Raw genomic sequence first — 26,627 nt, 5'->3', positions numbered from 1 at the left:
AACGAATGTCTCTAATTGTTTGATTTTATTCTACAAATGGTTCTTCTCCCAATGCTTGTTGCGCGGCTAGATTGATCATATTCCATTGGCGATCAAAACCTGGTTGGAAGAAAAAGTCAGCTTCTGCTAAATCTTCGATCGTCAGTTTTTGTTGGATCGCTAGCGCTAGTACGTTGCCTTGAGCAGTCACATCATAAGTAGATAAAACAGCTCCGCCAAGGACTTGATGTGTCATTGGGTCAAAGAATAATTGGATTGAAACTTTCGTGTTCCCATATTCTTCAGGTACATATTTAGGACGAATAGTATCTTCATAATAAGCTGTGCGAATGGCTACGCCTGCTTTTCCTGCTGTAAAACTATTCAAACCACTAGCTGCAAAGTGATAATCAAAAACACTTAATGCCGAAGAACCTACAACGCCTCCAAATGGTTGGCTTGGTGTATCCTCAAATAGATGTTTGACTACATATCGTGCTTCTCTTCTTGCCACTGTTGCTAGTGCAATCGGCATTTTTGAGCGGGCAGGTATCGAATAAGCAAGGGTTGCATCCCCTACTGCATACACATCAGGTAAATTGGTTTGCAAATATTCATCGGTAACGATCCAACCACGATCATCTAAATCTACGACTCCTTTTAGCCATTCCGTATTCGCTTTGACTCCAGCTGCTTGAATCACAAGATCTGTCGCGATTTCTTCATCTGCTGTTTGAATCGCAGCGACTTGTTGCTCACCAGTGAAAGCAGTGATTTTCGCACCCGTCACGACTTTGATACCCTTTTCTTTTAAATGTTCGGTTAAAATATCCGTCATTTCCGGATCTAAATAAGTGCCTAATGGTCGATCAATCACGTCTAATAACGTCACTTCTTTCCCTGCTTTTTGAAAAGCTTCAGCGGCTTCGATCCCGATATAGCCTGCACCGATAACAGCTACATTTTTGATTGCTGGATCAGTTAATTTATCTTTGATTCTAGTAGCCCAATCGTACCCACGCATCAAATAAACGTTCTCTAAATCTGTTCCTGGTACTGGCAATGAATTTGGTTTTACTCCTGAGCTTAAGATCAATTTATCATATTCATACTCTTTGGTACTCTTATCTAAGATACTAGTCACCGTTACTGTCTTTTGGTCTGCATGAATCGCTTTTACTTCATGATTGTTTAAAATGTGAACATTGGGTTGTGGAAAGTTTTCTGGTCTGAAATTTCGTACATCATTAACATCTGTCACTTGGTCCTCTAAATATAATTCCATGCCACATGACATGAACGAAACATAATCCCCTGCTTCAAATAAGGTGATATCGACATTTTCACCATATCTAGATAGCAATTCTAAAATCGATTGATGTCCGCCATGAGATGCGCCGACAATAATAACCTTTGTTTTCTCCATTGATGAAACCTCCTTGTTCAATTATTTAGAATAACTCTAAACAATTCAAACATAACACTCGATTTTTTATAAATCAAAAGAAATGCCCAAATATTGGACAGAAAAAATAAGACTTTCTCTATTAAGTTTTTGACTTAAATGTTTATCAACTTTCTTTTTAGATGGCAATACTTTTTAGTAAGAAATAACTGTACAGAAAAATAAAACGGTTATGCTATTATTTGTCAATTATATCGCTTGACTTAACTTGTAAAATTTATGTAAAAGACATTTTTCATACTAATAAAGTTAGTTGGTACTATAGACCTCCTCAACCATAAATTAGAAAAAAAAACAAAAAAACATACCAAAAATAATAATTGTACAAAAAAGATCGTTTCAGGACACTTAACATTTACAAATAAATATAGGAAAAAAATTTTCGTTACTTAATGTTGTATAGTACTATAAGAGTAAAGAGGTGGTATATGTGCTCATTGCAAAATCTAGATTACAAGGTGGTTCTGTAGTAATTACTCTACCATCTGATAATGGTAAAAAACCTTCAGAAAATCAAGAATATATTGTTGTCTACTCTGAAGATGGGACAATCACATTAGTTCCTAAAATCGAAGATCCATTTAGTGCTGGACAAGAAGCTGAGTATTACGAAAAAGATGAATGGAAAGACTTAACTCCTGAAGGGAGAGAAATTTTATAGTGCCTAAAGCTAGAAATTATATTCCTAAACAAGGGGATATTGTTTGGATCGATTTTGATCCATCCACAGGCAAAGGAATTCAAAAGAGAAGACCAGGATTGTTTGTATCTTGTTATGAATTTAATTGCACAACAATGTTTGCAATAATCTATCCAATTACTTCTACTATAAAAAATCTACCGACACGCTATTCGCTTCCCAAAGATTTAGATACAAAGGGACAAGTACTTATTTCTCAATTAAAATCACTTGATTTCAAGGAAAGAAAACTCAAAAAGGTCGAAAATTTACCTTTACAAGATATGGCTAAAATTGATCAGATTATCCAGTATATATTTTAAGCACCTTAAATTGGATCATAATCTTTCGTTATGCCAAATAAAACTAAAAAATGTACACCATTAAAAAAGAAAAATGACAAATGATCTTCTTTCAATCAACAAAACAAACAAAAAAATGAAAAACTTCGTTCAATAAAACGAACGCAGCTTTTCATTTTTTTTGATTATATATTAGCTAAAAAAAGGCGAATCCGTTGGCAAGCTTCCGTAAGTTCTGCCAAACTACTTGCATAAGAAATCCGAATATAGCCTTCACCCTCTGGTCCAAAAGCTGAACCAGGGATACAGGCGACTCTGCCTTGTTCTGCTAACTGTAAGCAAAACTCCCAAGAATTCAAGGTAACTTCTTTTGGCAGTTTACAAAACAGGTAAAAGGCGCCATCAGGTGGTATGACTTCAAACCCTGACTCACTTAATTGACCTAAAAGATAATCTCTTCTCTTCGCATACTGTTCTTTCATTTTTTCCCCATCATACATTCCGGTAGTAAGTGCCTCAACCGCAGCTTTTTGAGCCATTGTGGTGGCTGAAGTGACTAAATATTGATGGACTTTGATGATTTCATCAATCACATATTTTTGAGCAAAAATAAAGCCGATCCGCCAGCCGGTCATCGCATGAGATTTGGATAAACCGCTAATCACAATTGTTTGCTCCGGAAGATAAGACGCTGGCGAGACATGGTCTCCGACATAATTCAACTCTGCATAGACTTCATCACTGATCACGAAGACCGATCGTTGTTTGATGACTTCAGCTAATTTTGCCATTTGTTCTGAAGTTAACAGTGTTCCTGTTGGATTGCTTGGATAGTTCAAGATAATTGCTTTGATCGAGTCGCCATAAATAGCAAAGGCTGCTTCTAACTGTTCTGGTTGGCAAATAAAGCCTGTTTCTGACGTATCGATCGTGATCAATTCCGCTCCAGCAAGATCCACTATCGGCTGATAGCCAGGATAAGCAGGCGCAGGAATCAATACTTTGTCGCCTTCTTCTAAAATCGCTAGTAAAGAAGCAGCGATTGCTTCTGTGGCACCAACTGTCGTTAGTACTTCAGTTTGAGGATCGTATACCAACCCATAACGTTCTTTTTGAAATAAACAAGCAGCTTCACAAAGTTCGGGTAGTCCCCTCATCCCCGTATAATGGGAATAATTTTCTTCAATAGCAGTGATCCCCGCCTGTTTGACATGTTCGGGTGTTGGAAAATCAGGCTCTCCTAAGGTTAACTTGATGACATCGGGGATAGCAGAAATTTGTTGGTCAAAACTTCTGATTTGTGACACTGCTATTTTTGCAAGCCTGTGATTAAAACGATTGGTTAAATTCATGTGGTTTTCTCCTTTTTATCACTTCTTTGTCACTGATCCTTTTTTAGCAAAAGTCCTTTTGTATGAAGGATCGTTTGATACCAAGCGACACCCTTTTCTAACACAGCCATATCAAAATCAAATCGTGCATCATGAAGTGCTGGTGTATCACCGACACCGAGAAAGAAAAAAACACATGGATACTTCTGGGTATAAACACCGAAATCCTCTGCTTGCAAGACCGGTTGTTCAAGCTCATGTAATTTTTCTGATTGCTTCAAGGCTGTATATAAGTGAGGATCATTGATGACCGCTGGATATCCATCATTATAACGGAATTGGATCGATACCTGCGAATTTTTTTGAAATTTCTCTGCTAAATCAGCCAGTTGTGCTTTGATCGAATCTTGGATTTGCTGATCATAAGAACGGATGCTGCCTGAGATAGTCACTTCATTTGCTAAAACATTTCGAATCGTACCACCAGTGATCTGTCCAAACTTTATTAAACGTCGCCATTCTTTAGGTAAAAATTGTTCCAACTCGTATACTACATCCATAAAACCAATGGCTCCTCGGATACTGTCGATCCCTTGTTCACTAGAGGCAATATGGGCAGATCTCCCTTTGACAATGATATCTGTCTCACTACTTTGTGCCATAAAGGCGCCCGATCGTGAATAGATCTCGCCTTTGGGAAGACCTGGCCATAAATGAAACCCGAAAATCGCTTGGACTTGATAGTCCTCTAACAAACCTGTTTGAATAACACTTTCCGCTCCGCCAGATATTTCTTCCGAAGGTTGAAAAATCAGAACAACGTTGTACATTAACTGTTCTTTATGATTTGCGATATATTCCGTTAACCCTAATAACATTGCCATATGTCCATCGTGACCACACGCATGCATCATCCCTTCATGAGTAGAAGCAAAGGGAAGATTTGTTTCTTCTTGGATCGGCAAGGCGTCAATATCTGTCCGAAAAGCAATCGTTTCGTTTTGTTGATGATCAAAATAAAGCAATAAACCAGTCTCGCCGATTTCATGCAGGACTCCCCCAAGATCCTTGATTTGTTCATGCAAATACGCTTTGGTTTTAAATTCATGAAAGCCGATTTCAGGAATTTGATGTAACGCCATGCGATGTTTTGCTAACATCGACATTCACCATCCCTTCATAGAGCCCTTTAACGACTGTTTCATATTCTTCATTTTTTACCCCAATGATCAAGTTTAATTCTTGTGCCCCTTGGGATAAGATCGATGTCCGAATCTCTAGTTGATTTAAGATGGATAAGACTTTGCCAGAAAGTCCAATCAGTTCTTTATGTGGTCCGCCAACAACTGAGATCAATGCCAGATTCTCGATAATTTCGACTTCCTCGACACCCAAATTTTCTTTTAACTCTTTGGTAATCAAAAATAATTGATCTGCAATGGCTTCTGCTGAAACGACTACTCCAATATTGTCGATCCCCGAAGGAATGTGTTCGATCGAGATACCATGATTCGCAAAGACACTCATTGCTTTCCAAATAAACCCGATTTCATCAGACATATGTCGTTTAAATAGTGTTAGCGAAAGAAAATCTTTTTTTCCAGCAATCCCTGTTAAGCCATTTTCTTTTTCGACTTCTTTGCTGGAAATTCTAGTGCCTTGCGCCTCTGGATCGTTCGTATTTTTTATTTGAATCGGGATACCTGCTTCTTGTACTGGGAAAATAGCTGATTCATGGAGAACATTTGCCCCCATATACGCCATCTCTCGTAATTCTCTAAATGAAATTTCTTTGATGATTTTTGGCGTGTCAATGATTCGTGGATCAGCCATCATAATCCCAGAAACATCCGTCCAATTCTCATAACAGTCGGCATTCAATAGTTTGGCTAAGATTGCGCCAGTGATGTCGCTCCCACCTCGCCCCATCAATTTTTCTTTTCCAACTGGATTAGCACCATAGAATCCTGGGACTACTAGTGGGCCTTTTTCTTGATAAATAGTTATTATTGCTTGTTTCGTCCGTTCTTCATCGATCTCACCCGTATAATCAAAGAAAATCAGTTCTTTCGCATCTATAAACGTATAACCAACATATTCAGCTAATAACTTCGCAGTGAGATATTCTCCCCGACTGACCAAAAAATCCTGTGAGACTTTTTCTCGCTGTAATTTTTTTTGGATCTCTAACAATTCATCTTCAATCGGAAAAGTCAACGACAAGACATCTCTCACTTGAATGAATCGTTCACAGATCCTTTCCCACAAAGGTGTCCAATCGACTCCATGATGAAGATAGGCATGGATCAAATACAAGAGATCCGTGACTTTGTCATCTTCTTTTGTTCGTTTTCCTAAAGCGGAAACAACGATCACACTTCGTTCAGGAGCAGCTAAAATAATAGATTTTACCTTTTTGAATTGTTCTTCATGAGCCATCGATGAGCCACCAAATTTTGCGACTTTCATTGGATCCCCTCCCTGATTGGTGATAACAATGCAGAGGCGATTTGTACAGCATTCGCAGCTGCGCCTTTACGGATATTATCCGCTACGGTATACAGCAACAGCCCATTTTCCAATGTAGGATCATGCCGGAGTCTGCCGACGTATACCTCATCTGTTCCTTTAGCAAGGATACTGGTCGGGTAACTATGGTTGGGCAAATCATCCACGACTGTTATTCCCGGAAAATGTTGCAAACATTGACGGACTGCTGCAAGTGAAAATGGCTGCGCCAACTGGACTGCGATTAAAACACCATGACCAACTTCGATGGGGACACGTACACAAGTAGCCGAGACAGGTAAGTTAGGCAAATGTAGGATCTTCCTTGTCTCAGCCATCATTTTGTGTTCTTCTTTCGTATACCCATCGTCCAACGGTGCATCAATTTCGGGGATGACTGTTTGACTGATATCATACGGATAAAGCGAAGGTTCCTGCCCTTTTTGAGTGGCGTGAAGATCAGTTAGCCCTTGTTGCCCCGAACCAGAGACCGCTTGATAGGTGGAATAGTTCACGCGGTTGACACCAAATGTCTGTTGCAATGCCTTTAACGGTAAAACGGCTTGGATCGTGGAACAGTTTGGATTGGCAATCAATCGGTTCATTTCATGATCTGCTAGATTGACTTCTGGAACGATCAACGGAATCGTCGGATCTTCTCGCCAAGCAGAAGAATTATCAATGACGACCAATCCTTGTTCTTTAGCAAGTGGCGCAAATTCAAGTGAAATTTCTGCTCCGGCTGAAAAAAGCGCTAAATCATACCCGTCAAATGATGTCTTTGTTAATTCTTCTACTGTGTATTCTTTTCCCTTAAACACACAGACTTTTCCAGCTGAACGCTTGGATGCTAATAATTTCAAACGACCTACTGGAAAATCATATTCTGCTAACACGTTCAACATCGTTTGGCCAACTAAACCAGTTGCTCCAACGATACAGGTATCTATTTTGCGCATCTTTGTCATCCTCTCTATAATTCCCGTAATGCAGCGATTAATGCGGTGTTTTCCCTCGTTTGGTCATCTTTGATCTTTAATACTCGGGCAGGCGTTCCACCTACTACGGTATCAGCGGCTACATCTTCTAAAACAACTGCTCCAGCCGCCACGACTGCATTTTTGCCAATACGGACACCTTCAACAATGACAGCATTCGCACCAACCAAGACACCGTCTTCAACCACCACTGGTTGAGCGGAAGCCGGTTCGATCACACCCGCCAACACTGCACCCGCACCAATGTGACAATTTTTGCCAACAATCGCTCTTCCGCCTAAGATTGCCCCCATGTCGATCATCGAGTTTTCCCCAATCTCAGCACCGATATTGATGATTGCTCCCATCATGATAACCGCATGATCACCGATCGTTACTTGATCCCGGATAATTGCTCCTGGCTCGATCCGAGCATTGATTTCTTTTAAATCAAGCAGAGGTATGGCACTATTTCTAGCTGTTTCTTCTATTTCGATCTCAATGATTTTAGCGGATTCTTTTGCGAGGATTGGTGCGATTTCTTGGTAATCACCGAAAATAATTTGGCTATTCCCCTGACCAAATACTTTACACTTTTCAAATTTAATTGGTTCAGTGACATTTAAATACACTTTAACCGGTGTTTTTTTATCAGCTGTTTGAATCAAACGTATAATTGCTTGTGCGTCCATTTGCTTTCTCTCCTTTATCCACCTAAAGTATCTGCTAATTGATAGTATCCAGCTGGTTGATTGCTTAACCAAAAAGCTGCACTTACTGCTCCTTCTGCAAAAATCTGATTGGAAAACGACTCATGTTTGATTGATAATACTTCATCCGTAGATGCAAATAAAACTTCGTGCTCTCCAGGTACAGAACCAATACGTAAACTGTGTACTCCGATTTCATCGGTTTTTCTAGGTTGATCTTTCCATTGGAAAACAGGCGATAGTTTGCGGACTTCTTGCATACTAGCGAGTAGTGATTGAGCCGTTCCAGAAGGCGCATCTTTTTTTTGGTCATGATGTTTTTCAATCAATTCGATTTGCCATGTTTTCAATAATTCAGCAGCCTGCTTCACTAATTGATTCATGACAAAAATCCCTAAAGAAAAGTTCGCACTGTATAAAATGGGGAAACGTTGCCCAAACGCTTCGATTGCCTGGAATTGTTCCTCACTATAGCCAGTCGTTCCGATCACGACTGGAAGTTGGTGTGCTGCTCCATAATCTAGCACTTTTTCCAAATTATCTGCGTGAGAAAAATCAATAAGAAGTGAGATATTACTCGGAAAAGATAAAGTAGTCGCTTCTTTAAGGGAGACCTTTGGAAAAACGACTTCATGCTCATAAGATTCAATGACTTCTTGGATTTTTTTACCCATTCGACCATGTCCGACTACACCAATTTTCATACCTGTTCTCGTCCTTTCATAGGTAATAATTCCTGTAATACTCCTCGCTTGTCCTCAGACAGAGGAACAAGTGGTAGCCGTAACACACCTGAAGGAAGAGCCATCATCTCCATTGCGGCTTTTATTGGGATCGGATTTGTTTCACTAAACAAGGCATGGATCAATGGTAAGGCAGTTAATTGGATTTGCTGCGCTCGTCGAAGATTCCCTTGCTCAAACGTTGCGACTAATTCATGGACTAATCTAGGCTGGATATTGGCCCAAACACTGATAACCCCACTTCCACCCACACTTAATATCGGCAAAATAGCATCATCGTTGCCACTATAAAGGACAAACGAGTCTGTCAAAAGACGACCAACTGCCATCACATAAGCCAGATCACCTGATGCTTCTTTGATACCGCTGATTTGTGGATGTGTCGCTAATTTTTCCAGGACTGGGATTGGGATCGTCATTCCAGTTCTAGATGGTACATTGTATAAAATGATCGGTCGTGGTGATTGGTCAGCAATTGCAGTAAAATGCGCCAACAAACCTGCATCACTTGTCTTATTATAATAAGGCGTGATCACTAACAATTGATCCGCCCCAATCGCTGCTAAACGTTGGACTCTTTCAATTGTTTTTTTCGTATCGTTTGTTCCTGCGCCTGCGATGACTGGGATTCTTTTATTTACTTTTGCTACTGTAAAACGTAGAATCTCCTCTTCTTCTTCTGGCGTTAACGTCGAAGATTCCCCAGTTGTTCCTAACACTAACAGGCCATCTGTACCTTCTGAAAGATGAAACTCAATTAGTTTCTCTAATCCTTGATAGTCAATTTCGCCAAGCGCATCCATCGGTGTAATCAATGCAACGATCGAACCTTTAATCATACGACATCTCCTTTTGTGACCATTCATGAACAGCTGGTCCCGTCATTTGTATTTGTGTCTCCCCAGTAATCATTAACTCTCCTTGCTCTAAGTGAATCATGGCCTTAGCACTTGCTAAGTATCCATGATCTCTAGCTACGACATAAGCCGCACAACAGCCAGTACCACAAGCCAATGTCCAACCAACGCCACGTTCATACGTGCGTACGATCAGTTCCTGTTCATTGACTCGTTGGACAAAATTAACATTGGTTTTTTCTGAGAATAATGGATGGTGACAAATCTGTTCCCCTAACGCTTTCATTTGTTGCGCTTTTGCATCCTCTACAAAAACAACGGTATGGATCGTGCCCATAAACAAACTAGTTAGCTGGACATCCACTTGTCCAATACGTACTATTTGATCCACGATGGGTTCTGTTTGATTGACCGCTAACTTTTCTGTCGAATAATCGGGTTGTCCCATCTGAGCGGTACAATAAAAAGGTTCTTCTGTCAAAATTTCAATGGAAATCACACCCGCTAATGTGTGTACGTCGAAAGGTGAAGTTTCTACCATAGCTTTATCCCATACATGCCGAGCAAAACAACGAATCCCATTCCCACACATCGGCGCCTGACTGCCATCTTTATTGAAATAAAGCATCGTTAAAGGTTGCTCTCGAACGACAATCAGCCCATCTGTATCAAAACGATCCTGTCCACACCACTTGCTGGCTAATTGGTGATAATCGATACCTTCTTCATAGTCCATTAAGATAAAATCATTGCCGCAACCATTATATTTATGCAGGATCATTGAACTTCACCTCGCAATAAATCCTCATATTCTTGCCTACGTACCACTAATCGAGCAGTTTCACCGTTGACGAATACCACAGCAGGCCTCAAGGCTCGGTTATAGTTGCTACTCATTGAATAACCATAAGCGCCTGTGGCATATACCGCTAAAATATCTCCGGGTTCAGCGATAGGCAAAAGAGCTTCTTGAATAACCACATCACCTGACTCACACATTTTCCCAGCGATCGTGACTTTTTCGGTTTTCTTTTCCCTTAATTTGGTTGCCAGATCACATTGATAGCTCGCTTGATAGAGTGCTGGACGGATATTATCGGTCATTCCCCCATCGACAAAATAATACTTTTTATTCGGCGTTTGCTTAATAAATCCTACCGTATAAAGCGTCGTTCCTGCTTCCCCAACGATACTTCTTCCGGGTTCGATCAACAATTCATTGATTACTAATCCTTGTTTTTTTAAAGCTTCTTCCGTAAAACGTACTAATTCTCGAACAGATTCTTCAATGGGTAATGGCTGATCACTTTCGGTATAACGAATACCGAACCCTCCCCCAAGATTTAGCGAAAGTACTTCATCAAAATCTTTAAGATAACCAACCAGTTTATGGATTTCTGCTATCCAGGCCGATAATTCAAAAATCTGCGAACCAATATGGGCATGAAAGCCTTCTAACTGTAAAAATTCACTACCCTGAATAAATTGGATCGCTTTTTGACACTCTTCACTTTCATAGAGTAGACCAAATTTTGAATCAATATGAGCGGTAACGACATATTCATGCGTATGTGCTTCGATCCCTACATTCAACCGGATCATCACCTGAAGTTCTTTTTGATATTCTTGGCTAAGTGCGACTAACAATTCAACTTCCATGAGATTATCCGCTACAAAATGAACAAGTCCATTTTCGATAGCATAACGGATTTCCGCAGGTGTTTTATTGTTTCCATGAAAATAGACCTCTTCCATTGGAAAGTCAGCACACACAGCTGTATAAATCTCGCCACCACTAACTACATCTAAACCTAATCCTTGTGATTGAATCAGTTTTAACATGGCGACGGTCTGAAATGCTTTTGATGCATATAAAATCTTTGTCTCAAAATGATCTGATTGAAATCCTTGTTTAAATGCCTTGATGTTCTCCACCATTTGCTTCTCGTCGTAAACATAAAGGGGTGTTTGATATTGTTTTACTAATTGACTAACAGGAATTTCACCGATCATTAATTCTGACATTCGAGACTACCTCTTTTCCGCAATGTTTTTTAAAATTTCTCTCATTAAGATTTGAATTTTATTTGAATAATATTAAACAAATTCTCAGTGATTGTCTACTATATTCATAAATTTAATAAAAAAAAGTGCATTCATACATTTTTTTGTATAAATACAAAACTAGCGAATAAAAGATTAAAAAACAATGGATATGCTCATAAATCTCACTATTTCAATCATACAATCTAATGAAAGCAACTGCTCCATCAAATAAAAATACGTTTGGTTGCGATCATTCCATCGAAACCAAACGTATTTTTTAATTTAATCCTTTGTTGTAAAAAGGAGAGCTATTCCTTTGTTCATCAGAAAATTCATTCTTAAATTGATTTTATTTAAACCACATACCCAAAGTAAACGGCTAAAAACATCAATGATGCACCTAACATCACAAATAAGTGCCAAATAACATGTGTGAATCTCTTACTTTTCATGCTATAAAAAATTGAGCCGATCGAGTAAGCTAACCCACCAGCGACCAATAAAAGTAAACCGGTCAAATTGATATTTTGATAAAGTTTCGGTAAAACAATCACGATTCCCCAGCCCATCACATTATAAATAATCGTTGATACTTTAGAAACCTGACTGGCTTTCGCTAAAGTCAAACACTTGTAAATGATCCCGATAACTGCTGTTGCCCAGATCACACTAAGTAATAGTACACCAGAAAGTCCCTGAACGATTAACAGGCAAAAAGGCGTATAGGTCCCGGCAATCAGTAAATAGATCGAACAATGATCGAATATTTGAAACACTTTTTTTGCTTTTGTAAAAATCAAGCTATGGAACAACGTAGAACTGAAAAAAAGCAAAAACAGCGAACTGCCATAAATGATAAACGCAACATAATCGAGGGTTGAATGAGCTTGTTCCATCAGCAAGTCAAAACAAATGAGACTTAAAAACGCTGCAATTCCATGGGTGACGGCATTCAACACTTCATTCACTATTTGATACTTCCGACTAAATTCTACTTCCATTTTTGTATTTCCTCCAATCATTGATGCCTTCTTCTTATAAACCTATTATATACTGTTTATAAGACTTTTACATCTAGTTTCCAAAACTATATTAAAACTTAATGTTTAAAATAGCAAATGAAACACACTATCCCGACCACTAGCAATCCAATCAATACGGATCCAAGAATCAAAAGAGAGCGTGTTTTTTGGCTATCGATTTTCTTGACTTCTTTTTCAATGTCTTGATCTTCATAGGGAATACGGTGTCCTCGTACCAGCAACCGGTGACTATTGACCATATAAGGGGTACATGTTAATAATGTAACTAAATCCTGCCCTTTTTCAATCATCAGATCATCAAGATCTGTAGGCTCAATAATTTTGATTTGATCCACTTGATACGCTAATTTACCATTCTGACTTTCGATAAAAAACAAATCGTTTTTCTCTAGTTGATCTAAATCCGTAAATAGTTTGGCTTTGGGTAATCCACGATGACTGGAAAGAACGGCATGAGTACTTTCACCCCCAACTGGATAAGAGGTTCCTGCCAATAAAGATGCACCTTTTTCCAGAAAAAAAGAAGTCGTTTGGTCAAAAATCGGTAGTCGCACATTGATTTTCGGGATTGATAACACACCAATGGTATGTTTTTGGATCGTTGATTGTGTTACCTTCTCCGGTTCTTCTTCGGCGAATGGGTCAGAGCCTGGGGAAGAATTACTTTTTGCAAGTTCTCGATTTTTTTCTAGATATTTTTGTTGGATTTTCTCTAACTCTTCTGTCTTTTGTTGTTGTGCTTGTTGTTGGTATTTTCTAATGATTTGCTGATCCAGGTAATCATTGATACGATCACTAACAAAAGGATACATAAAAATTACGATTCCTGTGATGAATAACAAGGTCATGAAACTATCCAAATATCGCCGCTTGTTGTTACTCATTGATCGTCATCCTTTTTTGACTAGTTTTTCCTTTTATTGATGGGATTTTTTTACTTTTACAAAATAACCAATTCCCATGATTAATAAGACTGTACCAATTGTTAGGTAAAGGTAAATCCCTTTGCCACCTGTAGAAGGTAATGTTCCTTTATGCTTGTTTGGTACCTTTTCTGGTGAAATGACTTGTCCAGACAAATGATAAGATTGTTCATCGACTACAAATGAAAGGCGACTAGTCAACTGTACATAATTTTCTGGTGCCTTGATTTCTTCTAAATAGTAGGTTCCATAAGCTAATCCAATGATGGTAATCAACCCATCTTTTTCAGTAGTAAAAACAGTCGCTTTTCCTTGCTCTTTCGTCCAATTAACGGCTTTCGTTTGAGGATCAATCAACAAATAGTTCGCCTCACTTGAATCTTGGTCTCGAACGACAAAGCTAGCGCCTGCTAACGGTTGGTTTGTTGAAACCGCTCCATCAACTTTGATAAACTGCTTACCACCTGTAACTACTTCAACAGTTGGTGGTGTTTGGTCTTTCGTATAGTCGTTTTCTACATTTGCTTCATTTTGGTATCCTGTAGTTGGATTTGCTTGGTCATTCAAATACATATAATAAATAAATTTCAATGTTCCTCCAGGCGTTAAAGAAGGAATGTATGCTGGATCAACTGCCACCGTAAAGCCATTTTCTTGCTCAATCACTGTATAATGACTTGGATCGATTGTTGTTTCTCCATCGTAAAGTGCATAGCCATTGGCGCCATTGACTGCATGATGAAAAGTCAATGCTGCATCGTGTTGATCGATTAAATTGAATTTCGTGTATTTGTTCATTGAACCTTCTTTATCAGCAATTCCTTCGGGAAGATTGACCTTGATTTCATACTGGATCATTTCGCCAATTGCTACATCTTTGCCATTTAATTTTGGCGTACTTTTTTCAACTTTTGATGTATCATTTTTAATCGTTTTTTCGACAGGCGTTTGATTATTTTCGGTAATTTCAAATGCTGTTTTCGTTTGACTCTCAATCAATGCGGCGTTATCTGGTGCCTTCACTTCTTCCAAAAGGTAGCGGCCAACTTCTAACCCGTAAATTTCCATCTGACCTTTTTCACTGTTTTCTTCAATGAAGTCAGCTGTTCCGATATGATACGTTTTCCCAGTCAAAAAAGATTTAGCAGTGGTTTGATCAGTTGTCCAAGTATAAAGCCCGTCTTTCACACTATGAAGGTATTTTTTTACTGATCCTTCGGTTTTTAAAATGTTAAAGACTGCGCCATTCAATGGTTCATTTTCGGCTGTCCCCACTTTTTTGACTTGCAATACCCCATTATTAGAAACAAGATTTTTAGGATATAAATGAATCGTGTCTAATTCTTCTGTACCATACTGATAAGAGCCGTCTGGTTGTTTGATCATTTCATAAACAGGAAAAGCCAATACCATATTGCCAGCTGCGACTACCCCTGCTTTCAGTTCTTCTTTGATGACATAAACCGCATCTTTTCCGTTTTGAGATTTTGGCAATTCCAGCGTTACGCTTCCTTGTGCATCTGTCGTTCCCGACGTGATAGGTTCTCCAGGAGTCAGCTCTTGAACTGCTTGTTGCGCTTCTTCGACTGATTTACCATTATTTCGTTGTTCATAAAATTGATTCGTTACATTATAAACAGTAAATGATACATCTCCTAGACCTTGATATTGGTCAAACTCTGTCATCTCTTTCCCACTGTTTTGAATAACATTGGGTAAAGAAAGTGCTTTTTTCTTATGCAAGATCACTTGTGCAACTTCTTGATCGGTAGCTGCAAAGACAGGCGATTGCCCTACCCAGCTACCTAAAACAGCTGATAACACGAATAATATTCCCCAACAAATGTCGATTGCTTTCCACTCTTTTTTCATTTATTTTCACCTTTCTTTCTCCATTTCCACAGACTGATACTAACTAGTATTAGCCCAACGATGACATAAAACTGGCTATTTTTTTCATTTGTTTTAGGCAGCAAACCGAAATCTGCTTTACGATTCTTTACCTTCAAAGGATCCGCCTGTTGTCCGTTTTGCTGAAACGAATTTTTTTCAACTACAAAAGGAATTAGCTCTTCACTTTTGATATAACCTTTCGGTGACTGGATCTCTTCAAGGTAATAATTCCCGTCGGTCAACCCTCGAACTGAAAAATTCCCTGATTGGTCGGAAGTTAGTCGACACGCTCCTTCACTACTCATTCGCCAAGTAACGCCTTCCTTCGTTTGATGAAGGTATTTGCCTCTTTGATTTCTTACTAGAAATACAGCGCCTTGTAGAGGACTTTGATTTCGACTATCAATTTTCAAAAAATGCTTTCCTCCCGTACGGATGGCAGTTGATCGTTGGAGGTACTCACGTTCTGTAGTGACCGTGACGTTATTCTTCAATTCCTCGTCTGGAATTGCTGTCGCTGATACTTGCATCTGATAGGTAATCGAAAGTGGTTGTCCAACCATTTTTTGGAGTGTCTCTTTAGCCAATGTCAATTCAAAGCCATTTTGATGAGAAACCATCTTATACCCGGAATGTATTTCTTGTCCGCCAATTTTGAGTTTCCATGTATCAGGTAAGAAGAGCAAATGATCATCAGCTTCATCAATGAGTTGATAGCTTTGACAGTCAGAAACAATGGTATCTACTGTATAAGTGACGATTTCACCAAACGAAACACTGGAATCTCCTTGGATCTTTTTTTCCAAAAAAGAAAGTGGAGTCGTTTCTTCGTTCTTAGGATATAAATGAATCGTCTTCAATTCTTGACCTTGCTCATTATTAATTGGGAGTACCACAACTAAATTGGCTGATTTTTCTTTGACGTTTACTGGCATCTTCGTTTCTTGAAAAAGATACACTTGATCTCTTCCTTGTGCATCTTGCTTTGGTAATTGAAATTGAGCGATACCAGCTTCGTTACCAACGGTTTTGGTGATTTGTTCTGTTACAAACGTTCCGATCTCTTGTCCCTTTTTTGCTAATTGTTGTTGCGCTGTTGTGACATCGATCCCTTGTTCTCTCAATTGATAGAAAGAAGCTGTGACATCATAAACCGAAAAACTCACCTCATTTAGTCCCTGAGCTTCTTGGAAGAATACTTGCTCTTCACCCGTATTTTTTTGTGGATCAGGTAAATTCCCTTCCGTAAACAGAAGTTTATGCAAGATAATCTGTACTTGCTCATTCGAAGATTGATTCGGAATATTTTGAGCCGCACTTCTTTGCGATCCAATCGTCAACAACAGCGGAATGAGGAACAAGATATACCAGATTCTTTTTTTCATTACGCCACGCCCTTTCTTTGTTTTTTGAAAAAGGCAACGAAACATGTGCTGCTTATCGCAAGGAAACCAGCTAAATAGAACCAAATACGACCCATTCCGCCAGTCTCAGGTAAAGGAACTTTGACTTGATTGGTAATCGTTAACGTAATTTGATTATTTTCGTCTCCAGCTACTAATCCACTTTCTTGTTTGGCCCCATCCACGGTCACTGTTCCATCTTCCTTCACAACGATCAAGACTGGCTTTTTCAATCCTTGATACCCATCTGGTGTTTTGGTTTCCGTTAACGTGTAAGAACCAGGTTGAAGGTTTTCAAATGTAAATATATCCGTTGATTCACCTGCTTGAGGTAGTTCGACACTTGACCCTTCTCCCTCTAGTTTAAAGCTAGCCCCTTTTAATGATTGCCCGTTATCTTGTTTTTTATAGACCGTAAGATTAAAAGGTTTGAGATGGTTTTGATGCTGTAATGTCCACTGCGGATCTACCTCAACATTTTCATGTTCATAGTGGATCGTGCCATATTGATCAATCGTCCATTCATAATTCCCAGCAATCGTATCATAGCCAACGGGTCCTTTCGTCTCTACCATTCGATATTCTCCTGGTTCCTCTACTGTAAATTGAGCCAGTCCCGTTAGTTCCGATACTTTTGTCGCTACTGTTCGATAACTATCAGCAGCATCTTTTTTCTGTAATTCAAAAGTAGCACCTGCTAAGTGGACTTTTTCTGACCCATGAAGCGTATATTTGTGAATCGCCAAAGGAATTTTTTTGAAAGGATTTTCGATCGTTAGAAGAATCGCCTGTTCCTCGATTTTTGCGGATTGTCCGTCGATCGTTACCTTTCCTTCGGCTGATACCGCAATCTTCCAGGTGTGTTTTTGAGCAAGTTCATGTCCGTCTGGTGCCTGTACCTCTGTAAGCGTATAGGTTTCCCCTTTCATTAATCGAACATCAGCAGGCAAGTGATAACTGCCATCTTTGTTATCGATCAAGCGGATCGTTTTAGATTGACCAGTTAATTCGAAAACTGCTCCTACAAGATTTTTTGCTCCAGATGAAGAATGTTTGGTGATGTTCAAATCAAATGGTGTAAACTTTTTAGTATTTTTCCAAGTCGTATCGTTGACTTTAGCAGCCTCATAGCCTTCAACGGTCATTTCGTTACTTGCTTGATAGTTAAACGGTTGTCCTTGGTTATTAAATTTTGGCAACATTATGTTTTCTTGATAGTCAGCGCCAGTACTTGCTGAGAGTAACTTGATGTCTTCACGTCTCCAAGTTCCCTCGGTATCATTAGTTGGTTTATTTAACTGGATAAATCCCGTTTGCCAACTATTTTTATCTGTTGTTGGCGTTCGTTTTATTTCATAAGTGATTTGATCTGGTCGTAGGCTAGTATCATGATCATATTCTTCCCATTCTTTTGTGAAAGACAATGTTACGCCTGGTGCTTTTGCGGAAGGAACGCCAAATTCAACAATTGTTGAAGCATCCGCCGTCGGTTGCAAGGTTGTTTTTTCATTCATTTGATACCATACATCGGGTTTAAACGTTTTACTTTCAGTTTGGATTCGTACCTGATAATGGATTTGGATTTCCTGATCTTTCCCTAAATATAGTTGATTGCTTTGGATCGTTGAACCAGAAATACCAATCGTAGGCATTACTGCGACAGCATTTTTCCCTACATCTTTGATCGTGAGGGTATTTTCTTCGTAAACAAAGGGTTGAGCAATCGGATCAATCACTTTTCCATTACTGATGGTTCCAGCAATATGGACCGCTTTTTTCGCTAAATAATCAGAAATATCTGTGGCACGATCAGCCGATTCGTAATAGAATTGCCCAGATTCATCCGTTGATACCATTTTCTTCATATTTGTTTCCACATCCGCTTTTGATAAGCCAGCTGGAATATCTGATTGCAATTGGATTCCTAAGCCATGGATCTTGATTCCTCGTTCTTTCAACGCTAATGCTTCGCCAATCGTCGCTATAAACGTACTCCGAATTTGCTTCTCTCGATTGTTTTGATCTGGAACATCGTAATATCTACTTAAAAGAGAAGTATTTCCGGCTCCTTCTCGTACATCGCTAAATTCAGTTCCATAATAACTACCATCTTGTTCTGTAAACACTTTGTTCACGTGATAGGAGTAGGTTGGCACACCATCCGTTAATAACACAATCACTTTTTCATGATTATTTTGTTCAGCCAACATCTCACCAGCTTCTCTCAACGCTTTTTGAGTAAAGGTTCCCCCTTGTGTCGTTGAAGGTGTGATCGCTTTAATCTGATTTTTTACAGAATTGAATGAACTTAGTGGGATTGAACCGTTGTTATAACCCACACTAGAATACCCAATATAGCCAAGATTGATTTTTTCAGCTATACCACTATGGTCAAGGGTATCTACAAAACTATTGACCCCTCGTTTCACTTCTGCCAAACGATTGTCTTCATTCATACTGCCTGACCAATCGACTACTAATACAACGTCTACAGGTGAAAACTCTTTTTGAACGTTCCCACGTACATTTAAAAAAACATCGTATAATCCTGGTGTAGTCGTTTCACGTGCATATTTACGAATAGCATAAGAGGATTCTTCTCCTGTTCCCCCGTATTCAATATAAGAATTTGACCGATTAGATGGGTCGCCATTCCATGACGTCACACCATCCCACTGACCATTTTGATTTCCTTGATGATTGAGAACCGTTTCGTTCCCTGTCGGCTGCCACGCTGCTTGTGGGTAGACCCCGGTAGAATCGTTGGTATAATTTGGTACGATAGGTGTGACAGTTTGTTTATTATTTCCAGCAGAAAAGAGAGCGGGAAATTCAAACGGACGTACAACCTCTTCTTTGGTCTCTTCTTCAAGATCTTGTTCCTTTGCTTGCTGCTCTTCATTTCCTCTTTCTGTTGATCCCTTTGTATCTGCTTCGTTAGATTTAGTCGATTGCTCCGTTGTTTCCAGCGAAGTTTCCTTATTACTTTGTTGCTCTAATGTATTATTTTCCAGAAACTTAAATGATTCCTTCACAATCGGCGTGAGTGCTTTTCCTTGCTCATTTTCTGCCGTTTGTTGTTCCACTAAAACTTCTACGTCAACTGACTGATTCTGCTTGATGCCTGCAAAAATCCACTTCTCGTGATACTCTTGCTTGAAAAATTGGCTAGTTGTGAGCCATTTTCCACTAGTTTCATTAAGGTATTCCGTATATTCAGTTGTTGGAATTGGTAGAAGCATTTCTTTTGTTTCTGAATCAATAACCCGTACCAAGTATCTATGTCCTTGGTCATTCTCAGAAAGCCCTAATTCGACGGTCAATTGTTCCGCAGATTGATGAGCTTGGACTTGGCCATATTCATTAGCCATTATTTCCATAGTAGCCTCATTACTTGCTTCCACAAGTTTCCTATTCTGAAAGAAAAAATTGAGTACAACAATGATTCCTAAAGACCCTAACAAAAAGAATAATTGTTTCTTTCTCATAGATATCCTCCTTAAAAATTATTTAAAATTCAGTTAGATAATATAAAAAAAGAGAAAAAACCTCTATTTTTTCTCTTTTTATTCTCATTCAATTTTTAAGTGGATTTTTTAGTTATATTAAATCTACAGAAGATATGTAAGTAAAAAATATATCTATAAACTTTCTGTTATTTTTATATAATGATATAGTTTATATTTTCAAAATAACTGATCGAATAGACTTGGTTTTGAAACACTGACTTTCTTCTCATTTCTACAATTACTGAAAAAATATAAAAATCTGAGATACATATTTACAAGATGATAAAAATGAGTTAATAATAATAATACTAAATTAGAAAAGATGGTGATTTATTGATCGAGCAATTATTGTTAGATGATCATTCGCGAGGAAAATTAGCTGTTTATGGTCAACTATTGACGTTATCTCCAGGAGAGCACTTGATCGATAACCTAAGAGAAAACTTAGAAACAACAATCAGTATGGTTAAACTAAAAAAAATTCTTGTTTCTATTCAAGAAGACTTGGAAAAGATAAGTAATAAACAATTATTAACGGCTAAAAATAAGTTGATCATTCGTGAAAGAATGATCCATTACAATCAATATCAAAATTTTTTAACCACACAAAGTATCCCTTATCAGTTATTGCTTAGTATCATCAAGAAGCAAGATGAAGATCTTGCTTCTTTTTGTCAACGCAACTATATTAGCCGTTCCACTTGTTTTCGCCAAACCAAAAAATTAGCGCAGTATTTTAAAGACTATCATATCACTTTGAACTTAACGAACTTAACACTAACAGGTTCGGAAATGCTGATCCGGATTATGTTTTTTAACTTTTTTTGGTTTGTTTCATTAGGTGAAAGTCTAGATGATCTCTATTTTAGCGATGATTTAAAAGCACTATTTGAGTTATACGAAGCGGAACATCTGAAAGATAAATATGCAATCGGCAAGAAGCAAGCTATGCTCCATTGTAAAATCAATCTTTTACGAATTAAAGAGGGTCATTTCACTGATATTTATGAATTAACTCCCACTTCTTTTATCCCTAGTGGAACAGATGTTGAATTTTTTTATGATTTCTTTCAACTTGCTAATTTGAAGCTCGATATTTTAGAAATCAATTCCCTTTTTTATTTGTTCTATTATTGGCCTTTTCTAAATTCCAAATCAGATGTCCAATTACCAATCGTGGAACATTCTTATCTGCAGGCGAACAACCATTTAAAAAAAGTCTTGGAAGAGTTTGAAACGCATTGTCAAAAATATATTTGTAATTTCAACTTTCATGAAGAGCCTTCCCTTCATGCGAATATCTACCTTTCATTGTTGAATTTTACTGTATTCAAACAAAAAATCCCTTTAACAACCTTTTTTATTTCTACGTATATCCAAAAGAAATATCCTATGATCCAAATTTTAGCTACTAAAATCGAAGGTTATTGGAAAAAGATTGCGAATCGTAAAAACTTCCTTTGGTTAAAAAATTGTAGTAGTGAATTAGCTTTCATCCAAGCTTGTTTACTTTATCCGTATTATACCAAGCTAGAAGAAGACTATAAATTGAAAGTTGGCTTTATCAACGTTTCAGAATACTTGATAACTTATGAGATATTTAATCTAGGTGAAAAGATTCCTTTTATCGAGATTGAAAAAGCCCATCTGCCACTCACGAAACAGTATGATTTTTATATTATTGGTTCGCCCTTGCTTATTCCTCCAGAGCTAGACCCAGCAAAATATGCGGTCATTGATTTTTGTCGTTACAATGATTTTGAAACGGCATTGTATCAACGACTTTCACATGCCCACCATGAAAAATTAAAAAAACAGCTATAAATAAAGGCTTTTGCTCAAGTATCCTACTGGATCTTGAACAAAAGCCTTTATTGTTATTTTGATGCACGTTTTACGTATGTGCCTTCTGTTGTATTGATTTCAAGTAGTTCATCTGTTTCGATGAAGTCTGGAACGTTCACGACTAAACCTGTTTCCATTGTAGCTGGTTTACCAGAACCAGTCACGGTTGCTCCTTTAATTGAAGGTTGTGTTTCAACAACACGCAAAACAACCGTTGTTGGAAGTTGAACACCAATCACTTCGCTGCCGAAGAATTGAATTTTTACTTCCATATTTTCTAAAATATATTTCATTTCTTCTTCTACAGTCTCTACTGGAATTTCATATTGTTCATATGTTTCAAGGTCCATAAAGAATGCTGTGTCGTCCATTGTATATAAATATTGTACTGGTTTCGTATCAATATGTGCTTTTTCAAACTTTTCTTCTGGTCGGAAAGTTGTGTCATATGTTGCTCCTGAACGAACATCTTTTAGTTTCATACGCATCACAGTGTTTCCTTTACCAGGTTTGTGGTGGCTTGCGTCTAAAACTTTAATTAATTTACCGTCTTGAACAAATGTCATACCGGCTCTTAAATCACTTGCTGAGATCATTATTTTTGCTCCTTCTTAACTTAATCATAATCAACTTTATTGTATCAGACAACCGCTTAGAAAACTAGGGAATTATCTATTTTTAAGTTTTACTCTTTGACTTTCTCGTTTAATCATGCTATTTTTAATGAAATTCATTTTTGGAGGGACTTCACATGACAAACAGCAAATCAAAACAAATGAATATTTGTTGTTGTATGGTGCATAAAAGCAGCATACGATTTGTCATGTCTATTAATAGCCCTTCATAAATTGGTATTGCCTTCTTCCGTTTTCCAATACTTATTTCATGATTTTTTCAAGGAGCTGATTTAATAGTCAGCTCCTTTTTATATTCTATTTTTTTAGGAGGGAATTATGATTATTACAACAATCACCGAAGCAATTGGTTCCACCCCGTTTTTTAAATTTACTGCTAAAGATTATCCTATGCCCCAACATTCAGCTATTTATGCAAAATTAGAGTATCTGAACCCTGGCGGAAGTATCAAAGATCGACTCGGTCATTATCTGATCCAACAAGGGATTCAAACCGGACAGATCACAAAAGAGACAACAATTATTGAACCTACTGCTGGTAATACTGGAATTGGTTTAGCATTAACTGCTTTAAGTTATTCTATCAAAACAATCTTTGTTGTTCCTGAAAAATTCAGTATGGAAAAACAACAAGTGATGAAAGCATTAGGCGCAACAATCATCCACACACCAAGTGAACTGGGCATCGTTGGTGCGATTGAAAAAAGTAAAGAATTAGCAAAAACCATTCCTCACAGCTTTCTACCAATGCAATTTGAGAATTGGGCAAATCCCATGGCCTATTATCAGACGATTGGTCCAGAAATCAGTCAAGAACTTACAGAACCAATCACTAGCTTTGTAGCGGGGATTGGTAGTGGCGGTACGTTTGCGGGCACCGCTAAATATTTAAAGGAACAAAATGCAGACATTCGTTTAATTGGTGTCGAACCAGAAGGCTCAATTTTGAATGGTGGTACTGCTCATAGTCACAAGATCGAGGGAATTGGCGTTGAATTTACCCCACCATTTCTTTCTGGAATCACCATAGATGGTTTTGAAACGATTTCTGATCAAGAAGGCTTTGCTTACACGAAGCAACTAGCCAAGCAACAAGGAATACTAGTTGGCAGTTCTAGCGGCGCTGCTTTTGCGGCAGCCTTACATGAAGTCCAACGATTACCTTTAGGAAGTTCAGTGGTAACTATTTTCCCAGATGGAGCAGACCGTTATTTGTCAAAAGGAATCTATTCATAAAAACAAATAGTCGTTTTGTCCGAAATCCAGATATAAAAAATTAGGAGGAACAAATAATGCATATTCAAACAAAACTAATACACGGCGGAATCAGTGAAGACCCTACTACTGGAGCAGTTAGTGTTCCGATCTATCAAACATCCACTTATCGACAAAATAGCGTGGGAAATCCCAAGCAATATGAATATTCTCGTTCTGGGAATCCCACACGTTTTGCCCTTGAAGAATTGATTGCTGAGTTGGAAGGTGGAATCAAAGGATTTGCTTTTGCCTCTGGTTTAGCCGGTATTCATGCAGTCTTCTCTCTTTTTCAATCAGGAGACCACATTTTATTAGGCGATGATGTTTATGGTGGTACTTTTCGACTCTTTGATCAAGTCCTAACCAAAAGTGGTCTGGAATATACAATTGTCGATACGAGTGATTTGGCACAAGTAGAGCAAGCCATTCAACCCAATACAAAAGCACTTTATTTAGAAACTCCAAGTAACCCGTTATTAAAAATCACTGATCTCCAAAAAAATAGTCAACTAGCAAAAAAACACCAACTGATAACAATTGTTGATAATACTTTTGCCACCCCTTATTTCCAGAGACCACTTGACTTAGGGGCAGATATCGTCTTGCACAGCGGGACAAAATATCTCGGAGGACACAGTGATCTCGTCGCAGGTTTGGTTACTACAAATAATGAAACCTTAGCGGATGCTATCGGCTATTATCAAAATGCCATTGGCGGTGTATTAGGGCCACAAGACAGCTGGCTACTTCAAAGAGGAATCAAAACATTAAGTGTACGAATGGCAGAACATCAAAAAAATGCTTTTGCGGTCGCACACTTTTTAAAAGGACGTCCTGAAGTTGAACAAGTCTTTTATCCTGGTTTGGTCACTCATAAAAATCATGAAATTGCGCAAGCACAAATGAGTGGTTATAGTGGCATGGTTTCTTTTACACTAAAAAATGAACAGGCTGCGATTCCTTTCGTTGAATCTCTCCGATTGTTTATTTTGGCAGAAAGCTTAGGTGGTGTGGAAAGTTTAGTCGAACTTCCCGCAGTGATGACTCATGCTTCCGTTCCTAAAGAAAAAAGGGAAAAAGCAGGTATCAAAGATGGATTGATCCGCTTATCCGTGGGAATTGAGTATGAGGATGATCTTATTGAAGATTTAACTCAAGCATTTCAGCAATTAAAAGAAAATTAGCGAATGAAAGAAAAGATAAATTTCATTTCAGATTGCTACACCTACAAAGCAATAAGTGTTAGAATCTAATTGGAAGCACTGTGTTTATCGAAGTTTCTTCTAGTAGATGTGTACTTGATTCCGATAAACAAAAATGATTACCAATAGTTAGGAGCCTTAAGTCATGAAAATGAACGTAGAAAGTTTTAATCTTGATCACACAAAAGTAAAAGCACCTTATATCAGAGTAGCTGATAAAAAAACTGGGGAACACGGCGATGTCATTATCAAATATGATGTTCGCTTCAAACAACCTAATAAAGAGCATATGGATATGCCAAGTTTACATTCTTTAGAGCATTTAACTGCAGAATTGATCCGTAACCATGCTGATTATATTGTTGACTGGTCACCAATGGGTTGCCAAACAGGTTTTTACTTAACTGTTTTGAACCATGAAAGTTACGAAGATATTTTAGAAGTTTTAGAACAAACAATGAAAGATGTACTTGAAGCGACGGAAGTCCCTGCAAGCAACGAAACGCAATGTGGCTGGGCAGCTAGCCATACTTTGGAAGGTGCGCAAGCACTCGCTCGTGAATTCTTAGAAAAACGTGATGAATGGTCTCAAGTAGAAGCATAATTGACATAGCTATTGAGAAATCCATATATTCTCAGATATGTCATTTCAATGTTCTATAACAAATCGTTTCCTTATAAGCGATAAGCGAAACTTTTGACAAAGAGTTACAAAATAACCATATTTATCAGTAGAAGATAATTTTTAGCTAAGCTCTAAACGAAAACAAATGATTTTGTTTGATGTTTGGAGCTTTTAAACTATCCTGAGGAGGAAAGATGATGAGTATTTATAATTTTACGGTTACTTTAGAAGATGGAACCTCTTATTCATTAGATAAGTACAAGAACCAACCGATGATCATCGTGAATACCGCAACGAAATGTGGGTTAGCTCCGCAATTCGAGCAATTAGAAGAACTTTATGAGCGTTATCAATCTCAAGGATTAATTATATTAGGTTTTCCTTCTAACCAATTCAAACAAGAAGTTGCTTCTGCCAGCGATGCCGCTCAAGCCTGTCGAAATACCTATGGCGTTACTTTTCCAATGCATCAAATCATTGATATCAACGGTCCAAAAGCAGACCCTCTTTTCGACTATCTAAAAAAACAAGCCCCCGGCACATTATCAAATGCTATCAAATGGAATTTTACTAAATTTTTGATTGATAAAGAGGGGAATGTCGTTGAACGTTTTGCTCCACAAACGACACCTATGAAAATGACCAGCGCGATTGAAGCTGTTTTATAATATTGAATAACAAAAAAGCAGATGAAT

At 38.1% G+C, this 26,627-nt stretch carries 23 protein-coding genes; 7 read left to right on the top strand and 16 right to left on the bottom strand.

Annotation, left to right across the window (positions count from 1 at the left end; genetic code table 11):
• Positions 1–25 precede the first annotated feature (25 nt).
• Complete coding sequence (locus AB3H93_RS00115) at positions 26–1,405, bottom strand: FAD-dependent oxidoreductase (RefSeq protein ID WP_010720192.1); 1,380 nt, start codon at positions 1,403–1,405, stop codon at positions 26–28.
• A 469-nt stretch (positions 1,406–1,874) separates the two neighbouring features.
• Here AB3H93_RS00115 and AB3H93_RS00110 point away from each other — a divergent pair, with 469 nt between their 5' ends.
• Both AB3H93_RS00110 and AB3H93_RS00105 read left to right on the top strand, forming a co-directional pair.
• Positions 1,875–2,105 carry an AbrB family transcriptional regulator gene (locus AB3H93_RS00110; RefSeq protein ID WP_207413470.1) on the top strand — a complete coding sequence of 77 codons (231 nt, stop codon included), beginning with the start codon at positions 1,875–1,877 and terminating at the stop codon, positions 2,103–2,105.
• Positions 2,105–2,446: a type II toxin-antitoxin system PemK/MazF family toxin gene (locus tag AB3H93_RS00105; RefSeq protein ID WP_368019931.1), complete on the top strand. Its 342-nt coding sequence runs from the start codon at positions 2,105–2,107 to the stop codon at positions 2,444–2,446. Before AB3H93_RS00110 ends, AB3H93_RS00105 begins: the two co-directional genes overlap by 1 nt.
• Positions 2,447–2,610: 164 nt before the next feature.
• Here AB3H93_RS00105 and AB3H93_RS00100 read toward each other — a convergent pair whose 3' ends face one another.
• The 14 genes from AB3H93_RS00100 to AB3H93_RS00035 all read right to left on the bottom strand — a co-directional run bounded on the left by AB3H93_RS00100 (position 2,611) and on the right by AB3H93_RS00035 (position 20,347).
• Positions 2,611–3,777, bottom strand: a complete 1,167-nt coding sequence (locus tag AB3H93_RS00100; RefSeq protein ID WP_368019930.1) for a pyridoxal phosphate-dependent aminotransferase — start codon at positions 3,775–3,777, stop codon at positions 2,611–2,613.
• Between the two features lie 29 nt (positions 3,778–3,806).
• Positions 3,807–4,916, bottom strand: a complete 1,110-nt coding sequence (locus tag AB3H93_RS00095; RefSeq protein ID WP_368020087.1) for a M20 family metallopeptidase — start codon at positions 4,914–4,916, stop codon at positions 3,807–3,809.
• On the bottom strand, positions 4,876–6,225 hold the full coding sequence (locus AB3H93_RS00090) for an aspartate kinase (protein WP_010720195.1): 1,350 nt from the start codon (positions 6,223–6,225) through the stop codon (positions 4,876–4,878). The genes AB3H93_RS00095 and AB3H93_RS00090 overlap by 41 nt, the downstream gene beginning before the upstream one ends.
• On the bottom strand, positions 6,222–7,223 hold the full coding sequence (locus tag AB3H93_RS00085; RefSeq protein ID WP_368019929.1) for an aspartate-semialdehyde dehydrogenase: 1,002 nt from the start codon (positions 7,221–7,223) through the stop codon (positions 6,222–6,224). Before AB3H93_RS00085 ends, AB3H93_RS00090 begins: the two co-directional genes overlap by 4 nt.
• 14 nt (positions 7,224–7,237) lie before the next feature.
• Positions 7,238–7,933 (bottom strand): 2,3,4,5-tetrahydropyridine-2,6-dicarboxylate N-acetyltransferase, encoded by a 696-nt coding sequence (gene dapD / locus AB3H93_RS00080; protein WP_095454064.1) that lies wholly within the window; start codon positions 7,931–7,933, stop codon positions 7,238–7,240.
• A 14-nt stretch (positions 7,934–7,947) separates the two neighbouring features.
• Positions 7,948–8,655 carry a 4-hydroxy-tetrahydrodipicolinate reductase gene (gene dapB / locus AB3H93_RS00075; protein ID WP_034699411.1) on the bottom strand — a complete coding sequence of 236 codons (708 nt, stop codon included), beginning with the start codon at positions 8,653–8,655 and terminating at the stop codon, positions 7,948–7,950.
• The gene (gene dapA / locus AB3H93_RS00070; protein ID WP_053765850.1) at positions 8,652–9,533 is read right to left on the bottom strand and encodes a 4-hydroxy-tetrahydrodipicolinate synthase; all 882 of its coding nucleotides are present in this window, start codon (positions 9,531–9,533) and stop codon (positions 8,652–8,654) included. Before dapA ends, dapB begins: the two co-directional genes overlap by 4 nt.
• The gene (dapF, locus tag AB3H93_RS00065; protein ID WP_053765851.1) at positions 9,526–10,332 is read right to left on the bottom strand and encodes a diaminopimelate epimerase; all 807 of its coding nucleotides are present in this window, start codon (positions 10,330–10,332) and stop codon (positions 9,526–9,528) included. Before dapF ends, dapA begins: the two co-directional genes overlap by 8 nt.
• Complete coding sequence (lysA, locus tag AB3H93_RS00060) at positions 10,329–11,576, bottom strand: diaminopimelate decarboxylase (RefSeq protein ID WP_368019927.1); 1,248 nt, start codon at positions 11,574–11,576, stop codon at positions 10,329–10,331. Before lysA ends, dapF begins: the two co-directional genes overlap by 4 nt.
• A gap of 374 nt (positions 11,577–11,950) precedes the next feature.
• On the bottom strand, positions 11,951–12,598 hold the full coding sequence (locus AB3H93_RS00055; RefSeq protein ID WP_025480259.1) for a hemolysin III family protein: 648 nt from the start codon (positions 12,596–12,598) through the stop codon (positions 11,951–11,953).
• A 98-nt stretch (positions 12,599–12,696) separates the two neighbouring features.
• The gene (locus AB3H93_RS00050; protein WP_368019926.1) at positions 12,697–13,524 is read right to left on the bottom strand and encodes a class C sortase; all 828 of its coding nucleotides are present in this window, start codon (positions 13,522–13,524) and stop codon (positions 12,697–12,699) included.
• Positions 13,525–13,557: 33 nt separating this feature from the next.
• The gene (locus AB3H93_RS00045) at positions 13,558–15,435 is read right to left on the bottom strand and encodes a SpaH/EbpB family LPXTG-anchored major pilin (RefSeq protein ID WP_368019925.1); all 1,878 of its coding nucleotides are present in this window, start codon (positions 15,433–15,435) and stop codon (positions 13,558–13,560) included.
• Positions 15,432–16,841 carry a SpaH/EbpB family LPXTG-anchored major pilin gene (locus AB3H93_RS00040; protein ID WP_368019924.1) on the bottom strand — a complete coding sequence of 470 codons (1,410 nt, stop codon included), beginning with the start codon at positions 16,839–16,841 and terminating at the stop codon, positions 15,432–15,434. The genes AB3H93_RS00045 and AB3H93_RS00040 overlap by 4 nt, the downstream gene beginning before the upstream one ends.
• On the bottom strand, positions 16,841–20,347 hold the full coding sequence (locus AB3H93_RS00035) for a SpaA isopeptide-forming pilin-related protein (RefSeq protein WP_368019923.1): 3,507 nt from the start codon (positions 20,345–20,347) through the stop codon (positions 16,841–16,843). Before AB3H93_RS00035 ends, AB3H93_RS00040 begins: the two co-directional genes overlap by 1 nt.
• A gap of 354 nt (positions 20,348–20,701) precedes the next feature.
• Here AB3H93_RS00035 and AB3H93_RS00030 point away from each other — a divergent pair, with 354 nt between their 5' ends.
• Complete coding sequence (locus AB3H93_RS00030; RefSeq protein WP_368019921.1) at positions 20,702–22,192, top strand: helix-turn-helix domain-containing protein; 1,491 nt, start codon at positions 20,702–20,704, stop codon at positions 22,190–22,192.
• Positions 22,193–22,245: 53 nt separating this feature from the next.
• On the opposite strand, the gene efp is transcribed toward AB3H93_RS00030, so the two are convergent.
• Positions 22,246–22,809 carry an elongation factor P gene (efp, locus tag AB3H93_RS00025; protein ID WP_010720208.1) on the bottom strand — a complete coding sequence of 188 codons (564 nt, stop codon included), beginning with the start codon at positions 22,807–22,809 and terminating at the stop codon, positions 22,246–22,248.
• A gap of 357 nt (positions 22,810–23,166) precedes the next feature.
• Here efp and AB3H93_RS00020 point away from each other — a divergent pair, with 357 nt between their 5' ends.
• The 4 genes from AB3H93_RS00020 to AB3H93_RS00005 all read left to right on the top strand — a co-directional run bounded on the left by AB3H93_RS00020 (position 23,167) and on the right by AB3H93_RS00005 (position 26,600).
• Entirely contained in the window at positions 23,167–24,084 is a 918-nt protein-coding gene (locus AB3H93_RS00020; RefSeq protein WP_081127636.1) for a PLP-dependent cysteine synthase family protein, read from the top strand.
• Positions 24,085–24,140: 56 nt separating this feature from the next.
• Positions 24,141–25,289: a cystathionine gamma-synthase gene (locus AB3H93_RS00015; RefSeq protein WP_053765858.1), complete on the top strand. Its 1,149-nt coding sequence runs from the start codon at positions 24,141–24,143 to the stop codon at positions 25,287–25,289.
• A 163-nt stretch (positions 25,290–25,452) separates the two neighbouring features.
• Entirely contained in the window at positions 25,453–25,911 is a 459-nt protein-coding gene (locus tag AB3H93_RS00010) for an S-ribosylhomocysteine lyase (protein ID WP_178286883.1), read from the top strand.
• A 218-nt stretch (positions 25,912–26,129) separates the two neighbouring features.
• A complete protein-coding gene (locus AB3H93_RS00005) occupies positions 26,130–26,600 on the top strand; it encodes a glutathione peroxidase (RefSeq protein WP_034699391.1) in 471 nt (156 codons plus the stop codon).
• Positions 26,601–26,627 lie beyond the last annotated feature (27 nt).

This window comes from Enterococcus sp. C74, from assembly GCF_040887125.1.
Taxonomy (GTDB): Bacteria; Bacillota; Bacilli; order Lactobacillales; family Enterococcaceae; genus Enterococcus_B; species Enterococcus_B hirae.
Note: the sequence above shows the minus strand (reverse complement) of the source record. Positions and strands in the feature narration are given on the sequence as shown.

What these genes read in the sequence shown, in the direction of transcription:
- AB3H93_RS00010 (WP_178286883.1), top strand. Translation starts at nt 25,453, where the DNA reads ATGAAAATGAACGTAGAAAGTTTTAATCTTGATCACACAAAAGTAAAA.
- AB3H93_RS00015 (WP_053765858.1), top strand. Translation starts at nt 24,141, where the DNA reads ATGCATATTCAAACAAAACTAATACACGGCGGAATCAGTGAAGACCCT.
- AB3H93_RS00095 (WP_368020087.1), bottom strand. Translation starts at nt 4,916, where the DNA reads ATGTTAGCAAAACATCGCATGGCGTTACATCAAATTCCTGAAATCGGC.
- AB3H93_RS00115 (WP_010720192.1), bottom strand. Translation starts at nt 1,405, where the DNA reads ATGGAGAAAACAAAGGTTATTATTGTCGGCGCATCTCATGGCGGACAT.
- AB3H93_RS00090 (WP_010720195.1), bottom strand. Translation starts at nt 6,225, where the DNA reads ATGAAAGTCGCAAAATTTGGTGGCTCATCGATGGCTCATGAAGAACAA.
- AB3H93_RS00055 (WP_025480259.1), bottom strand. Translation starts at nt 12,598, where the DNA reads ATGGAAGTAGAATTTAGTCGGAAGTATCAAATAGTGAATGAAGTGTTG.
- AB3H93_RS00045 (WP_368019925.1), bottom strand. Translation starts at nt 15,435, where the DNA reads ATGAAAAAAGAGTGGAAAGCAATCGACATTTGTTGGGGAATATTATTC.
- AB3H93_RS00005 (WP_034699391.1), top strand. Translation starts at nt 26,130, where the DNA reads ATGAGTATTTATAATTTTACGGTTACTTTAGAAGATGGAACCTCTTAT.
- AB3H93_RS00020 (WP_081127636.1), top strand. Translation starts at nt 23,167, where the DNA reads ATGATTATTACAACAATCACCGAAGCAATTGGTTCCACCCCGTTTTTT.
- AB3H93_RS00085 (WP_368019929.1), bottom strand. Translation starts at nt 7,223, where the DNA reads ATGCGCAAAATAGATACCTGTATCGTTGGAGCAACTGGTTTAGTTGGC.
- AB3H93_RS00040 (WP_368019924.1), bottom strand. Translation starts at nt 16,841, where the DNA reads ATGAAAAAAAGAATCTGGTATATCTTGTTCCTCATTCCGCTGTTGTTG.
- AB3H93_RS00035 (WP_368019923.1), bottom strand. Translation starts at nt 20,347, where the DNA reads ATGAGAAAGAAACAATTATTCTTTTTGTTAGGGTCTTTAGGAATCATT.
- dapF (WP_053765851.1), bottom strand. Translation starts at nt 10,332, where the DNA reads ATGATCCTGCATAAATATAATGGTTGCGGCAATGATTTTATCTTAATG.
- dapD (WP_095454064.1), bottom strand. Translation starts at nt 7,933, where the DNA reads ATGGACGCACAAGCAATTATACGTTTGATTCAAACAGCTGATAAAAAA.
- dapB (WP_034699411.1), bottom strand. Translation starts at nt 8,655, where the DNA reads ATGAAAATTGGTGTAGTCGGACATGGTCGAATGGGTAAAAAAATCCAA.
- AB3H93_RS00050 (WP_368019926.1), bottom strand. Translation starts at nt 13,524, where the DNA reads ATGAGTAACAACAAGCGGCGATATTTGGATAGTTTCATGACCTTGTTA.
- dapA (WP_053765850.1), bottom strand. Translation starts at nt 9,533, where the DNA reads ATGATTAAAGGTTCGATCGTTGCATTGATTACACCGATGGATGCGCTT.
- AB3H93_RS00100 (WP_368019930.1), bottom strand. Translation starts at nt 3,777, where the DNA reads ATGAATTTAACCAATCGTTTTAATCACAGGCTTGCAAAAATAGCAGTG.
- lysA (WP_368019927.1), bottom strand. Translation starts at nt 11,576, where the DNA reads ATGTCAGAATTAATGATCGGTGAAATTCCTGTTAGTCAATTAGTAAAA.
- efp (WP_010720208.1), bottom strand. Translation starts at nt 22,809, where the DNA reads ATGATCTCAGCAAGTGATTTAAGAGCCGGTATGACATTTGTTCAAGAC.